Origin of the sequence: Bradyrhizobium sp. 142, from assembly GCF_023074015.1 — a bacterium.
In the GTDB taxonomy this organism is placed as follows: Bacteria; Pseudomonadota; Alphaproteobacteria; order Rhizobiales; family Xanthobacteraceae; genus Bradyrhizobium.
Window position 1 is genome coordinate 1 of sequence record NZ_JADPKQ010000489.1, and the last position, 13,694, is coordinate 13,694.

Consider the following 13,694-nt stretch of genomic DNA (forward strand, 5'->3'; position numbering starts at 1 on the left):
CGCACAAGAGCCGCAGTCGTGGTCGGCTGGGCGCGCCGGCCGAGGTGGTGTTGCGGTTGTTGATCCTCAAGCATGTTCGCAACTGGAGCTATCACGTGCTGGAACGTGAAGTGCGCGCCAATCTGGTGTATCGCGACTTCACCCGTGTGGGCGGCGGCAAGATGCCGGACGCCAAGACGATGGGGCGCTGGGGCCTGGCTGTGGATCCGGAGACAATCAGACAGATCCACGACCGGATCGTGCAAATCGCGCAGCAACAAGGGGTGACGCAGGGACGCAGAATGCGTGTGGATACGACGGTGGTGGAGACCAACATCCATTACCCGACCGACAGCACGTTGCTGGGTGACGGGGTTAGGGTGCTGATCCGCACCATGAAGAAGGTCACCGAGATCGCGGGCGCGGCCGGAACCAAGCTGCGCGACCGAACGCGAAGCGTAAAACTGCGGCTGCTCGATAGCTGCAGGAAGCCGAAAACCAGATCGTGATCGACTACGAAGTCTATGATCGGCGGCCGAGCGATTCGGACCTGTTGATCCCGGCCATCGAAATCCACCAAGCCAAGCTCGGTCGCACGCCACGTCTGGTCGCGGCAGATGCCGGGTTCTATTCCGCCAGGAATGAAGCCGCGGCGAAGGCGAGCGGCGTCAAGCGCGTCTGCATCCCCAATCGTTCCACCAAGAGCGTCGCCCGCAAGCGCGAGCAGAAGAAGCGTTGGTTCCGCAACGGCCAGAAATGGCGGACCGGATGCGAGGGGCGCATCAGCGTCGCCAAACGGCGGCACGGGCTCGATCGCTGCCGCTACAAAGGCAGCGCCGGAATCAAGCGCTGGGTCGGGCTCGGCGTTGTCGCCGACAACCTCATCAGCATCGGTCGCGTGATGGAACAGCAGTCACTCCAAAAGTAGTCCACTTCCAGCGCAATCTTGGCCTCACATCGCCCCGCCGCCCCCCGCCGGGGCTTCTTATTGTCTGCCTGGTTGACCGCGCCCATCAGAACCGCGATTTTTGCGCCGGAAAGTAGCTAGCCTGCTTGAGACAGGGATCCAAAGCCCCTGTGGCATCCATCGCACCCACCCTCCGAATATGCTGCAGGGCCGAGGGCGGTGGCGCCCTCGCCACGGCCGACCCGGGCCATCTACGCCTGGCTGCCCGGACGCAAGCCGTGCAAGGCCGCAGGAACGGCCTCGGGCAGGCGTCCCAGTCTCTGAACGGCAGCGACGATGGCAGCGATATAACCGTAAGGTCCAAGCCCGCAAATCACTGCGGTCGACACGCTGGACGTGATGGAGTGCCGGTGGAGCTCGTCCCTGGCGTGGATATTCGAGATGTGGACCTCGATCTTCGGGCCGCCGAAGATCTTCAGGGCATCGATCAGGGCAATCGATGTGAACGAGAACGCCGCCGGATTGATGATGATCGCATCCGCGCTGCCATGGGCCGATTGGATCAAGCTGACGAGTTCGCCCTCGATATTGGATTGATGGAAGGAGAGCGAGACGCCCAGCAGCTTGGCGACCTCCTCGCAGCTTGCCTCGATCTCGCCAAGTGTCGTCGAGCCGTAGATGTGCGGCTCCCTGATGCCCAGGAAATTGAGATTGGGCCCGTTCAGGACCATGATCCTCGCCACCATCGGACCGCTCCTTCTTTGAATTGATTAGCCACCAAACCATTTGGCGGGTCCGGTGACCAATTGCGGGAAGAGCACCATCAGAAACAGCACGACCAGTTGCGCGATCATGAACGGCCACACGCCTTTGATGATCTCTTCCATGCTGATCCGGGAAACGCCGCACACGACGTTCAAGACGACGCCTACCGGCGGCGTGATCAATCCGATCGCATTGTTGATGATGAACAGGACGCCGAAATAGACCGGATCGATGCCGGCCTGTTTGACGATGGGCATCAGGATCGGCGTCAGGATCAGGATCGTAGGCGCCATGTCGAGCGCGGTCCCGACGACGACGACCAGCACCATGATCGCAAGCATCAGCAGCGTCTGGTTGCCCATGAACGGACGCACCAAATCCACCACCTGGGTGGCGATCTCGGCGACGGTGATGAGCCATGAGGAGACCAGGGCTGCGGCGACCAGGAACATCACAATGCTGGTGCTGAGCGCCGCCGAGACCATGACCTCGTAAAGCTGCGACAGCTTCAGCTCGCGATAGATGCAGGTCGCGACGAACAGCGCGTAGACCGCAACGACGACCGCGGCCTCCGTCGGCGTAAAGATTCCGAAGCGCAGGCCGACGACGATGATCACCGGGAGCATCAGCGCCCAGAAGCCGTCGGCCACCTCCCGGCCGATTTCCCGCAACGACTTCCGTGGCGGACTTTCGATGTTCTCGCCGCGGGCGACCCACCACCAGGCAAAGCAGAGTCCCACCCCCAGAAGCAGCCCAGGGACGATCCCAGCGAGAAACAGCTTGGAGATCGAGACTCCGCCGGCGACCCCGAACAGCACGAAACCGATGCTCGGCGGAATGATCGGTGCGATGATTCCGCCCGCCGCGACCAGGCCCGCCGCGTACATTCTCTTGTGGCCCGCCGCGACCATCATCGGGACCAGCAGGGCCGCCAGCGCAGCCGCGTCCGCGGCGGCCGATCCGGACAGCGAGGCGAGTGCGCAGGACGCCAGGATGGCAACATAGCCCAGCCCGCCGCGCACGTGACCGACCAGCGCCAGCGCGATATTCACGATCCGCTTCGCCAGCCCGCCTTTGTTCATGACCTCGCCGGCCAGCATGAAGAACGGCACGGCCATCAGCGGAAAGCTGTCGGCTCCGTTGATGATGTTCTGTGCGACGATCTGCGAATCGAAGATGTCGAGGAAGTGCATCAGGGCGACGCCGCACACGATCAGCGCGAACGCAATCGGCATGCCGAGCGCCATGGCCCCAAGCAGCGAGAATGTGAAAACCGCGATCGTCATGCTGCTGCCGGACGGAAAACCAGAGCCGTGGCGCTCAGGTGTGCTCGTCGCTTTCCTTCACTGCAATGAGGTCTTCTTCGCTAGCCGCTCCGGTCACGACGCGGAACAGGTCGTAGGCAAGGATGATTGCTGCCGAGATGCCGAAAACCAGCCCGGACGAATAGAAGAACAGGCCGACCGAAATCCCCGACGCCGGCGCCGCGTCGCCAAATGTCAGGACGGCCTGTTTCGCGCTCCCGAGCGTGAGCAGCCAATCGGCGTACAGCATCAGCAGGTAGCTGGCGACGAAGCAGACGCGCCTGCCCCGGGGCGACAGCGCACGCACCAGCGTATCGACGCCGAGGTGGGCGTGCTGGCGCAACGCAACGATCGCTCCGAGAAAGGTCAACCAGACCAGCAGCCAGCGTGACAGCTCCTCTGAGATCGCGATCCCGGAATTGAAGGCGTAGCGGAGCACGACGTTGCTGAACACCAGGGCCACCATCGCCGCGAGGCAAAGCGCGATCGCCGCCTTCAAGACCTCGCAGTAGAAATCGAGGATCTTTGCCATCAAGGATCTGTCCTGGTCACTTGACCGCGCTGCGAATGCGCACGAGCTCGGTATTGAAGAGCTTGACCTTCTCGGGATCGTATTCCCCGGAGAACTTGTCGATGACCGGCTTCACGGCATCCTGCATCCGCGCGTGCTCCGCCGGCGCGATTTCGTTGAATTGCATGCCCTTGGCTTTGAGCTCGCCGAGCGCCTGGTCGGCGGCGCGCTTGGTCTGCTCGCGCTGATACTGAACGGTCTCCGCGTAGGTATCGCGCAGCATCTTCTGCTCCTCTGGCGAGAGCTTGTCCCAGAACTTCTTGCTCACGATGATGATGTTCTGGGTGAAGGTGTGATTGGTCGCAGAGACGTATTTCTGCACCTCATAGAACTTGTTCGACAGGATGACGCTGTAGGGATTCTCCTGGCCGTCGACCGTCTTGTTCTCGAGCGCAGTATAGAGTTCGCCGAAGGCCATCGGCACCGGGTTGGCCTTGAACGCCTTGAAGGTCTCCAGATAGACCGGATTGGGAATCACGCGCAGCTTCAGGCCGGCAAGATCCTCGAGCTTCGCCACCGGTCCCCTGCTATTGGTGACATTGCGGAAGCCCAGGCCCCAATAGCCGAGCGGGATGAGGTCCTTTTCGGGCAGCAGGTCCATCATCGCCTTGCCAAACGTGCCCTCGGCGAGCGCGGTCGCCTGGTCGAAGGTGGCGACGGTGAAGGGGAAGTCGAACAAACCGAGGTCCTTGACGACGCCGGCGAGCGACGTGGTCGAAGCCGAGAAGATTTCCTGGGTGCCGCCGCGAACGGCCGATTGCTGTTGCAACTCGTTGCCAAGTTGGGAGGCGGGAAATTCGCGGATCTTGAGCTTGCCGCCGCTCTTGGCGGCGAGGACCTCGGCGAACTTCTGCACGCCGAGGCTGACCGGGTGATCCGTATTGTTGAGGTGCCCCCAGCGGATTGTCCGCTCCTGCACCTGCGCAGTCGCCGGCAATGCCGCGAGAACAGCGCTCGCCGCGACCACCAAACCCAGCATCTTCCACCGCATGTCGACCTCCCTGTGATCACGTCCGCGATCTGGCGCCGCGGCTTTGACGAAGAGAAGCATATGAGACTTGGATAGTCAAAATAGGAAATGGTGTTTATCATACGATTTCTGTATCGTCATAGGATAGCGAATGAGAGCCGGCTCCCCGACGCCAACCAAGGCCAACGCAATGTCTTTGATCGACAAGGAAGAAACCGCGGTCAGCGAGGACTGCTACCGCAGGATCCGGACTGACATCATATTCGGCCGGCTTGGGCCCGGCCAAAGGCTCAAGCTCGAGGCGTTGCGCCAGAGCTATGGCGCGAGCGTCAGCACGCTGCGCGAGATCCTGACCCGGCTGGCCGCCGAGGGTTTCGTGACAGCGGAGGGCAGGCGCGGCTTCGAAGTGGCCGCGGTCTCTGCCGATAATTTGCGCGAGCTTGCCGGCCTGCGGCTGCTGCTTGAGTCCCACGCGATGGCGATCTCGTTCGCTAACGCCGACGTCGAATGGGAGGGCCGCATCGTCTCCGCCCATCACAAGCTCGCCTCGACGGAGCGGCTCATGGACACCGGCATCGGCGAGCCGGAACAGTGGAAGCGCTATGACGGCGAATTCCATCAGGCGCTGATCTCGAACTGCGGATCGCGCGTGCTGATGGAAACGCATAGCCTCGTCTTCGACAAATACTTCCGCTACCAGATGGTGGCATTCCACTATCGCGGCGCCGAGCCAGCCGAGCAGCACCGAACCGTGCTCGCATGCGCATTGAAGCGCGATGCCGAGACGGCGCAGAAGGTGCTGTCCGCGCATGTCAACAATTGCGTCGCGCACGCGCTCGCGAACGGCTCGCTGCGCTGAAAGGGGGCGCGGTGACGGCACGTATTATCCCGGCCCATCGCGTGGAAATCGCCGTTGCTGCCGCGGACGTGCTGGGTGAGACGCCGCTGTGGTGCGACCACTCGAGCAGGCTCTGGTGGATCGATATCGACCGGCACCTCCATCAATCATTCGATCCGTCGACGGGCGCCGCCCACAGCTCAACGCGCCACGACTGCCGGTTTCTCGGCAGCCAGGCATTGGCATCTGACGGCTCACATTTCCTCGCGCAGGATCTGAGCCTGCGGCGGCGGGACCCCGCAAGCGGTCTATTGAACCACTTTTGCGAGGTCGAACACGATCTGGACAACCGGCTCAATGACGGCCGTGTCGACGCGCGCGGGCGTCTCTGGATCGGGACCATGGACAATGAACTTCATCGGCCAAACGGCGCGCTGTATCGGGTCGGTGGCGACGGCACGGTCGCGCGCCTGTTCGGGGGCGTCATCGTGACCAACGGAATCGCGTTTTCGCCGGACAATCGCACCCTGTATTTCACCGACACCCGGCGATACTGCACCTGGTGTTTCGACTTCGATCTTGATGAGGGCGTGATCGGCAACAGAAGGCTGTTCGCCGATTACAGCGCCACGAAAGAGCGGCCGGACGGCGCTTGCGTCGACGTCGACGGTGGGCTTTGGACCGCATTCTTCTCGAGTGGCCGTGTGGTGCGCTATCGGTCGGACGGCCTCATCGATACGGTCATTGCCATGCCAGTCACCAATCCGACATGCGTAGGCTTCGGTGGAACAGACCTGAAGACCATGTTCATCACCAGCGCGAGAAAGTTTCTGGGCCCCGAGCAACTGAGCCTCGAGCCCCATGCGGGCCACCTGTTTGCCATTCATGGCATTGCGCAGGGTCTTCCAGAGCACCGCTTCGCGGTCAATTCCCAGGTGTAAGACTGTCCGGTGGCTCATCAGCCGCCGGATTCACCTGCGCCCGAACAGCTTCTCGACATCCGCAAGCTTCAGCTCGACATAGGTCGGCCGGCCGTGATTGCACTGACCGGAGTTCGGCGTTTCCTCCATCTCGCGCAGCAGTGCATTCATTTCCTCGGGCCTGAGCCTGCGGCCGGCGCGCACCGAGCCGTGGCAGGCTATGGTGGCGGCGACGTGCATCAGGCGACGTTCGAGAGGAAGCGCCTCGTCCCATTCGGCCATGTGCTCGGCGAGATCGCGCAAGAGCCCGCCGGCATTGGTCTTGCCGAGCAAAGACGGCGTCTCGCGCACCGCGACCGCGCCTGGGCCGAAGGATTCGATCGTAAGGCCGAACGATGCCAGCTCGTCGCTGCGCGCAAGCAGGCGCTCCACAATGGCCTCGTCCATCTCGACGATCTCCGGGATCAGCAGGATCTGCCGCTGCACGCCGTTCGCGGCCAGCGAGGCCTTCAGGCGCTCATAGACGATGCGCTCATGGGCAGCATGCTGGTCGACGATGATCAACCCGTCGCGCGTCTGCGAGACGATGTAGGTCTCGTGGAGCTGGGTGCGCGCGGCACCGAGCGGACGGTCGACGAGATCGCTCACGGGCTGCGCGTCGATCCGCACGTCGGCACTGGGCGCGCCGACGTCGAATGCGGCCTGGCTGCGTTCGGCGAACGCGGGCGCTGCGGCACCGGCGAAAGGCGGCGGCGGCCCGCTCGGCGCGGATGGCGACGCCCGCCAGTCCCAGCTCGCCGGGCGCGGCGCGAAAGCAGGCCGGAATGAGGACAGCGCGCTGTCGCCGCTGTTGGCCGCCGTGCGCCGGCCCTCGCGCGCGAGCCCTTCCTTCAATCCGTGCACGATCAGTGCACGCACCAGGCCGGCATTGCGAAAGCGCACCTCGGTCTTGGCGGGATGGACGTTGGCGTCGACCTCGCGCGGGTCGAGCGTGACGAACAGCGCCACCACGGGATGGCGGTCGCGCGGCAAATAATCGGAATAGGCCGCGCGCACCGCCCCTAAGATCAGCTTGTCGCGCACCGGCCGGCCGTTGACGAAGAGATATTGCCCGAGCGCATTGGCCTTGGTCAGCGCGGGTGCCGCGGCATAGCCGGCGACCACGACGCCCTCGCGCTCCGCATGCACCTCAATGGCGTGGCTGCGAAACTCCGCCCCCAAGATATCGCCGAGCCGCGTCAGCCGTCCGGCGGTGCCGGGCAGCGCGGCGGCCCAGGTCACCGGCGCGCGCTCCTCGCCTGCCAGCGTGAAGGCGACATCGGGCCGCGCCATCGCCAGCCGCCGCACCACCTCGCGGATGGCCTCGGCCTCGGTGCGGTCGGTCTTGAGAAATTTCAGCCGCGCCGGCGTCGCGTAGAAGAGGTCGTTGACCTCGACGCGCGTGCCATGCGCCAGCGCCGCCGGCATGATCTCGGACTTCTCGCCGCCCTCGACGGTCAGCGCCCAGGCATGCGGCTCGCTGGCGTGCCGCGTCGTGATCGAGAGACGCGCGACGGAGCCGATCGAGGGCAGCGCCTCGCCGCGGAACCCGAGCGTGCGGATCTGGAGCAGGTCTTCGTCGTCGAGCTTGGAGGTGGCGTGGCGTTCCACCGCCAGCGCCAGGTCGCTGGCGGTCATGCCGCCGCCGTCGTCGGTGATGCCGATCCGGCGCCGGCCGCCGCCGTCGGTGAAGACGTCGATCCGGCTCGCGCCGGCATCGACGGCGTTCTCGACCAGTTCCTTGACCACGCTCGCGGGACGTTCGACCACCTCGCCGGCGGCGATGCGGTTGACGACCTGCTCTGGCAGTTGGCGGACGGGCATGGGCTCGGTTTCAGATTCGGGACGCTATTCTATGCCGTGTTGCGTCAAAAGCATGGGTTGAGCAACAGGCGCGTGGCGCGCTGGGGAAAAGGGGTGCCTATCACCTTGAAGACATTGGACGATCGCGCAGGCCGCGGGTGCGGGAATTGTCCGCGCCATCGGGCTTCGGCCGGATTGTGAGGCATCGGGCAGCGGTATAGCATCGTGAAAAAACGGCAACAGGACGGGAGGACGCCATGTGCCATTTGTTCGCGCACCAGCCCCAACGCGACTACGAATCCCAGACCCGCTCGCTGCGGATCGATGGGCATTGCACCTCGATCCGGCTGGAAATGGCGTTCTGGGACACGCTGGAGGAGATCGCCGCGAAGGAGAACATGAGCGTCGCAAAATTTCTGACGACGCTCTACAACGAGGTGTTGAACCATCACGGCGAGGTCAATAACTTCGCCTCGCTGTTGCGCTGCTCCTGCCTGATCTATCGCTCCCGGAACGTCGCGCCGGTACAGGATTTCAAGGCAACCGTTGCGCCGATCCTCGATGCGGCTGAATAGTACGAACTTTCGTCAGACTGGGGCGCTTCCCAAATCCGAGTGTGGCTCTGTGCGTTTGGACAGAGGCACCACGTCGTGGTGGGGAGGAGATGGCGCGAACCTGCTTCCTCAATGTCGTCCCGGCGAAGGCCGGGCCCCCCCGGGGAGAAGTTTGGTGACGGACTGCTCGTCCGACCGGATTTGCTCACGCGGAGTTTTTCGCATTTTGCCCGGAGCGGGAGTCGCAGCGCCTCAACGCGACGCTGCCATTCGCCATTTGGACGAGAACCACGCGAGAGCGACGTTAAGACCGGACCGGTCCTTATCCGCTCCGCCGGAGCCGCGCTGCAATTGCTTGCGACAGGCGGCAAACTGACGTGCCAACGTCAGTGCGTGCCCGCTGATGCAGACTAACTAAAAGGATCCGGCGCCCACACGATCTCGTTCGGCTCGCTTATGGTCCGCAGCTCTCGGTGTGCATGTTATTCAGGGGAATGTCTCTCGGCAGGGCCATTATCTCAGCCACAGCTTCAGGGGAACCGCCTGACGATCAGGACATTTCATGGTGCCTGTATAGGAGTCTGACAGCCGTCCACTGTAGGTGCATTCGACGCCGGCAACTGAGACTGTCGCGTTCAACTGGGATGATGAGGCCGATACCTGAAAACGCATTTCACCGGTCTTCTCCTCCGGACCATCCTGAGTGCACACTCCGATGTGCTTCATCGTTAATGGCCCAGAGTATTCCTTCATATGGCCGGAACCCGTTTCCGTCACGGTGGCGGTCAACTCCCACTCGCCCAGATAGCCAGAATATCCGACGACCTCAAGCGACTGAGCGCTGGCCGGGCTCGCAAGGCTGCCCAGAACGATCGGCAGAAAAACTGCTCTCACGGTGTGCTCCCACGCCTCTCGTCGGCTTTTTAGCGCTTCGTCAAGAACGCACGCGCCTCTGCAAACTCGGTGCGAGTGTTATCGGCGGCATCGGCGATCGCGACAACCTGACCGTAGTATTCTCGAGCTTTGGCGGACTCACCGGAGTTTTCCGCGGCCTTGGCCGCACCCATAAAGGCGCCGAGTCGGCTTGGCTCCTTCCGCAGCGTTGCCTCGAAGGCGGCAAGTGCTTCATTAGCATTGCCGCTCTCGAGCAGCATAACTCCATAGAGTTCGCGCGCCGGTCTGAGCACGCCCGGCGTCACTGGATGCTTCTCGGTCTTGTCCTCGGCATCGGCAGCGGCACTCATCGCCTTCAGCGCATCGTCGCGGTTGCCTTCGGCGTAGAGCAGCCAGGCGGCGGCGACTTGCCGCTGAATATCGACTTGTTGCGACCAATATGCGTCCTTGGCATCTCGCAACTTGTCGCGCAGCTCGGTGAGTCTTGCGATGTCAGTTTTGGCGGATTCAGGATTACCCAAGCGGGCCGCGCCTAGCGCCCGCGCGAAATGAGTGATCGCCTGCACGTGAGCCAGCGGACTGGAGCGGACTTGAAGCGTCGCCGCAGCCTTCCAATCGCCGCGCTCAACTGCGTAGCGCGCCGGGGAAGCGGCCAGCGCGTATGGCCCGGCGATGAAAGTCTCGGTGAAGTCGGTGACCGCGTTCATCTGGTCGATAATGGCTGCGGCTTTCTCATCCTGTCCGAGTTGTAGATAGGCGTAGACCAGGTAATCCATGGCGTGCAGTTGATCGTGGCCCTCTTTGTCCGCTTTCGCGACACGCGATGATTCAACGTTGGAAGCAATCGACTCTTTCCACTGGCCGACGCGCGTAAAGATGTGTGATGGCATGTGCTGGGCATGTGCTGACGCTGGCGCGACCTTGGCGTAGCGTCGGGCGGCATCAAGGCCTCTCTCGGCGATCGGCGGATAGTCGTAAAGGTGAATCAAGTAATGCGCCACACCAGGATGTTGTGGCAGGCGTATTGCGATCGGCTCCAGGATTGCCGCGCCCTTGAGCTGGTTGGCGTAGGTTTTGTCGGCCGGTGAAGCCGAGGTGTTTAGGGCGAGCGCATAGTAGATCTGCGCTTCGTCATCATTGGGGTAGCGCTGTGCTAGTTGCTCCATGGCCTTGGCGTAAGCTTGCATGCGCGTACGGTGATCGACCTTGTCGTAGTCGGCGTACATAACGCCCAGCGCATCGAGGTAGTCGCGTTCGCGCTGGGTCTTGGCACCAACACTCTTTCCCTTGGCGATTATGGCCGCGCCCTCGGCGAGGTTCTTCGCAGGCGTCGGCACATGAGGATTCAACAAAAGGCTGAGCCCGATGCCCCAATAGGCGATGCCGCATTCGGGGTCGACCTTCAGTGCATCTTCGAAAACCTTTTGCGACGCGCGGTACCAGAACGAGTGCTGGTACAGCATCCCGCGGTCGAAAAGTTCCTGCGCTTCCGGTTTGCACGACGTTTCGAAATTTACGGTACCAAGTTTCTCGTCCGATTGTCCCAATGCGGGTTGCGCGAGCGAAAGGCCTGCTGTCGCTATAGCGACTACGACGAATGATTTGTTTTTCATGACCAGCTCCATGGCGACATTCGAACTCCAACAGAGCGAGTTGAGAGATTATGCCGATTTCATGAGGCCAGCCACGATTTCTACTTCGCACTCTCCAGGTCTGCCTGGACTCCAAGGTATGTCAGCGATAATTACGCTTGTTGTGACTTGCCTCCGCCGCGCCGCGTCCGAAGGTGAGCCCATAGCGACCCGACGGCGCTTTCTCGCTGAGGTCAGATTCTGACCCACAGCGGATCTCAGACCATCGAGCTGCCCCTGAGGTAGTGGACAGGCTCGTTGACAGGTCGCTAAGCTCCGCCATATCGCCGTCAATGGTGCGTGATAGCATTCCGCTGAAGTCGAGCTACCGCCGGAAGGCGACGTACACAACCGGCCACGTAGCCGTTAAATCCGGGATCACCTCTCACAACCCGTAAGCCCATTGCGCGCGCCTCATCCTTGCAGCGCTCGACTTGGGCGCCGAACGCGGGATAATTTGCTACCGCGCAGGCCAATCGCATTCGGCCAGAAAGTGCCGCGCATTCCTGTGCATCGGCCGGCTTGGCGCTCGCGATCATGCAAAGCAGCAAAAGAACTCGGAAAGAGCGATGCATCTCAATTCCCAGAACTTGATTGAGACGGCATGAACTCTAGCTCAGCCTTGAGCTGCAAGCGAGTCTCGACGCGCTGACGGCAGAAAACGAGCGGAAGTCCCAAAGTTGCGGGTAGACCGACGCGAATGACCCAATTCAGACATCGGCCTCTCACTCTTCATGTTCCAGTAGTCTTTGAATTGAGACGCCTCGACCAATTGTCGAGGCGCTCGTCGATTTCATATCGTCCGCCAACTAGCCCTTAGACGCTTGTCTCCCCCATTCGAGTGAACTCGCGTTTATCGGCACTGACTCGCTGATATCGACGACCGGAACGACATCAATGTCATTCCAGAAGTTGTACTTTGCCACGAAGGCGGTGATGGCTTTTGGGTCGTTGGCTTCGACCAAAACATAGCCCCCTCGTCCCGCCAGATTCGCTACGAACGCGTGTATCGTCAGTCCCTTCTCTTCATCCGGCGTCCACTTGCTGAACGCAGCAAGAAGCGATTGCGACCCTGCAAAGTTTTGGTCAAAGGAAAGGCCGGCAGTGCGGACTGTATATTCGAGCATGTATTTCATGAAACACCTCCTTCACCACGCGCCCCATCTAATCTTAAGTGCGAGCGGTCGCGCAAGTGTTAGCAGCGGCGAGAGCGGCCTCATTGGTCGAGAAGTTGTCCGGTCATGGCCCATCGCATCGGTTGGCGCAGCGACATATCCAGAAATTCGGCGCAACCCGGAAGTCACCGTCAGAGGGCAAACCGACGCGATCGGCGCGTAGCGGTCCTGCACGCAAATGGCGCGCCGTCGCGTGTGCCATTCGCTCCTACAATCGATTTCTTGCGAAAAAACGAGCCTTAAGCCTTCAGGTCCGTGATCCGCATAATTGCGACCACGTTCCCATCATTGAACGCCTGCTCCTTTGTGTCCTTGTTGCAGGTCCAGACAAAATTCTTCTTGCCGGTAAAGGTCTTTTCGTCCTGCTCAAGCCGAAGCTCTCCTTCGGTGATATGGCAGACCATGGCATTCATCATCGGGGGGCCCATAGTCTTCGATCCCGGCTGCATGATGATGTCGCGCATTGAGACGGTCTTAAAACCCGGGATCAGCGATGGTGTCTCGCCATCATACTCACGCACCACCACACCTGGCCACGGAGTTGAGTCCTTGTAGCCCGTAGTTTGAGCGGCGGCGGGCTTTATCATGGCCGCCGTAGCCGCTGCCAACCCGAATGCCAATGCAGACCTTCGATCGATCTTGCTCATCGCTTTTCTCCTTAGGTTACTGCAACAAGCCGCCGCAAAAGCTGCGCGCGTGTGGAATGTGAAATCGTGGTGTGAAACCAAAAAGGGGGCGGTCTCAGAGGGTCGCGTACCTGCCGACAGCGCTAGTACTGCTCGTTCGTCCCGAACGGTGACTTCGGCACATCCCGCTTCAAGGGCAACCACATTCTACGAGACTGGACGCGCCCTAGAAATGGGTGTTTTCGCCCAAGAGGCATAATGCCTCAGTTTGCTTAGGGCCTGAAGATCGGACCCGGTGTCAGCAACTTCACACTGCGACCAACTGAATACGCAAGTCAGTGTCACTGACTGGTCCTGCGGTTGGTCGCAGTAAGGGCGCGGCCACGACCTATTGGCGTCGAGTGCGGAGGCGATCATGCTGCTCCCGCAGACGTCCGGAGTTGGCCCAGGCCGACACGTAGCCATGTCGGCTTCAAAGTCGCCTTCTGAGAGCAAAGCGAACGCGACGAATTTATGGGTACGCGCCACAGTCCCGAACGACGAATTTCGCCAAATTGCTCCCTGGGGTCATGCATTGCATATGCTCGGCCTGAATGATTCGAGACACCCGCTTTGGCGGGCTCCTCACCATGAGTGTCTGATATCTCGCCGCAAACGCGACCTCATCCTGAGGGCCCGCCGTAGGCGGGCGCCTCGAAGGATGGCCGCGGCGAACTTT

At 61.7% G+C, this 13,694-nt stretch carries 12 protein-coding genes and 1 pseudogene; 4 read left to right on the forward strand and 9 right to left on the reverse strand.

The features are described 5' to 3' along the window. Positions 1-907 (forward strand): annotated as a pseudogene (locus tag IVA82_RS44155) (transposase); the annotation flags it as partial. A 230-nt stretch (positions 908-1,137) separates the two neighbouring features. Here the strand turns inward: IVA82_RS44155 and IVA82_RS44160 are convergent. The 4 genes from IVA82_RS44160 to IVA82_RS44175 are packed head-to-tail and all read right to left on the reverse strand — an operon-like array spanning position 1,138 to position 4,517. Further along, positions 1,138-1,632 carry a type II 3-dehydroquinate dehydratase gene (locus IVA82_RS44160; RefSeq protein WP_247383383.1) on the reverse strand — a complete coding sequence of 165 codons (495 nt, stop codon included), beginning with the start codon at positions 1,630-1,632 and terminating at the stop codon, positions 1,138-1,140. A 24-nt stretch (positions 1,633-1,656) separates the two neighbouring features. Then, on the reverse strand, positions 1,657-2,937 hold the full coding sequence (locus IVA82_RS44165) for a TRAP transporter large permease subunit (protein ID WP_247383384.1): 1,281 nt from the start codon (positions 2,935-2,937) through the stop codon (positions 1,657-1,659). Positions 2,938-2,971: 34 nt separating this feature from the next. Continuing rightward, the gene (locus IVA82_RS44170) at positions 2,972-3,454 is read right to left on the reverse strand and encodes a TRAP transporter small permease (protein ID WP_247383385.1); all 483 of its coding nucleotides are present in this window, start codon (positions 3,452-3,454) and stop codon (positions 2,972-2,974) included. A gap of 49 nt (positions 3,455-3,503) precedes the next feature. Next, complete coding sequence (locus tag IVA82_RS44175; protein WP_247383386.1) at positions 3,504-4,517, reverse strand: TRAP transporter substrate-binding protein; 1,014 nt, start codon at positions 4,515-4,517, stop codon at positions 3,504-3,506. A 169-nt stretch (positions 4,518-4,686) separates the two neighbouring features. On the opposite strand from IVA82_RS44175, the gene IVA82_RS44180 reads away from it, so the two are divergent. Then, entirely contained in the window at positions 4,687-5,355 is a 669-nt protein-coding gene (locus IVA82_RS44180; RefSeq protein ID WP_247383415.1) for a GntR family transcriptional regulator, read from the forward strand. 11 nt (positions 5,356-5,366) lie between these two features. Beyond that, positions 5,367-6,275 carry an SMP-30/gluconolactonase/LRE family protein gene (locus IVA82_RS44185; RefSeq protein ID WP_247383387.1) on the forward strand — a complete coding sequence of 303 codons (909 nt, stop codon included), beginning with the start codon at positions 5,367-5,369 and terminating at the stop codon, positions 6,273-6,275. 30 nt (positions 6,276-6,305) lie between these two features. Here IVA82_RS44185 and mutL read toward each other — a convergent pair whose 3' ends face one another. Then, the gene (mutL, locus tag IVA82_RS44190) at positions 6,306-8,117 is read right to left on the reverse strand and encodes a DNA mismatch repair endonuclease MutL (protein ID WP_247383388.1); all 1,812 of its coding nucleotides are present in this window, start codon (positions 8,115-8,117) and stop codon (positions 6,306-6,308) included. A gap of 236 nt (positions 8,118-8,353) precedes the next feature. On the opposite strand from mutL, the gene IVA82_RS44195 reads away from it, so the two are divergent. Then, positions 8,354-8,671: a ribbon-helix-helix domain-containing protein gene (locus tag IVA82_RS44195; RefSeq protein WP_247383389.1), complete on the forward strand. Its 318-nt coding sequence runs from the start codon at positions 8,354-8,356 to the stop codon at positions 8,669-8,671. Between the two features lie 492 nt (positions 8,672-9,163). On the opposite strand, the gene IVA82_RS44200 is transcribed toward IVA82_RS44195, so the two are convergent. From IVA82_RS44200 to IVA82_RS44215, 4 genes are all read right to left on the reverse strand, one after another. Next, positions 9,164-9,544 carry a hypothetical protein gene (locus IVA82_RS44200; protein WP_247383390.1) on the reverse strand — a complete coding sequence of 127 codons (381 nt, stop codon included), beginning with the start codon at positions 9,542-9,544 and terminating at the stop codon, positions 9,164-9,166. A gap of 29 nt (positions 9,545-9,573) precedes the next feature. After that, complete coding sequence (locus IVA82_RS44205; protein ID WP_247383391.1) at positions 9,574-11,157, reverse strand: tetratricopeptide repeat protein; 1,584 nt, start codon at positions 11,155-11,157, stop codon at positions 9,574-9,576. Positions 11,158-11,984: 827 nt separating this feature from the next. After that, complete coding sequence (locus IVA82_RS44210) at positions 11,985-12,311, reverse strand: DUF3303 family protein (RefSeq protein ID WP_247383392.1); 327 nt, start codon at positions 12,309-12,311, stop codon at positions 11,985-11,987. 278 nt (positions 12,312-12,589) lie between these two features. Next, entirely contained in the window at positions 12,590-12,997 is a 408-nt protein-coding gene (locus IVA82_RS44215) for a hypothetical protein (RefSeq protein ID WP_247383393.1), read from the reverse strand. Positions 12,998-13,694 lie beyond the last annotated feature (697 nt).

Excerpts from the sequence above, each read along its gene's own strand:
- IVA82_RS44180 (WP_247383415.1), top strand. The coding sequence starts at position 4,687 with ATGTCTTTGATCGACAAGGAAGAAACCGCGGTCAGCGAGGACTGCTAC.
- IVA82_RS44210 (WP_247383392.1), bottom strand. The coding sequence starts at position 12,311 with ATGAAATACATGCTCGAATATACAGTCCGCACTGCCGGCCTTTCCTTT.
- IVA82_RS44195 (WP_247383389.1), top strand. The coding sequence starts at position 8,354 with ATGTGCCATTTGTTCGCGCACCAGCCCCAACGCGACTACGAATCCCAG.
- IVA82_RS44160 (WP_247383383.1), bottom strand. The coding sequence starts at position 1,632 with ATGGTGGCGAGGATCATGGTCCTGAACGGGCCCAATCTCAATTTCCTG.
- IVA82_RS44215 (WP_247383393.1), bottom strand. The coding sequence starts at position 12,997 with ATGAGCAAGATCGATCGAAGGTCTGCATTGGCATTCGGGTTGGCAGCG.
- IVA82_RS44205 (WP_247383391.1), bottom strand. The coding sequence starts at position 11,157 with ATGAAAAACAAATCATTCGTCGTAGTCGCTATAGCGACAGCAGGCCTT.
- mutL (WP_247383388.1), bottom strand. The coding sequence starts at position 8,117 with ATGCCCGTCCGCCAACTGCCAGAGCAGGTCGTCAACCGCATCGCCGCC.
- IVA82_RS44165 (WP_247383384.1), bottom strand. The coding sequence starts at position 2,937 with ATGACGATCGCGGTTTTCACATTCTCGCTGCTTGGGGCCATGGCGCTC.
- IVA82_RS44175 (WP_247383386.1), bottom strand. The coding sequence starts at position 4,517 with ATGCGGTGGAAGATGCTGGGTTTGGTGGTCGCGGCGAGCGCTGTTCTC.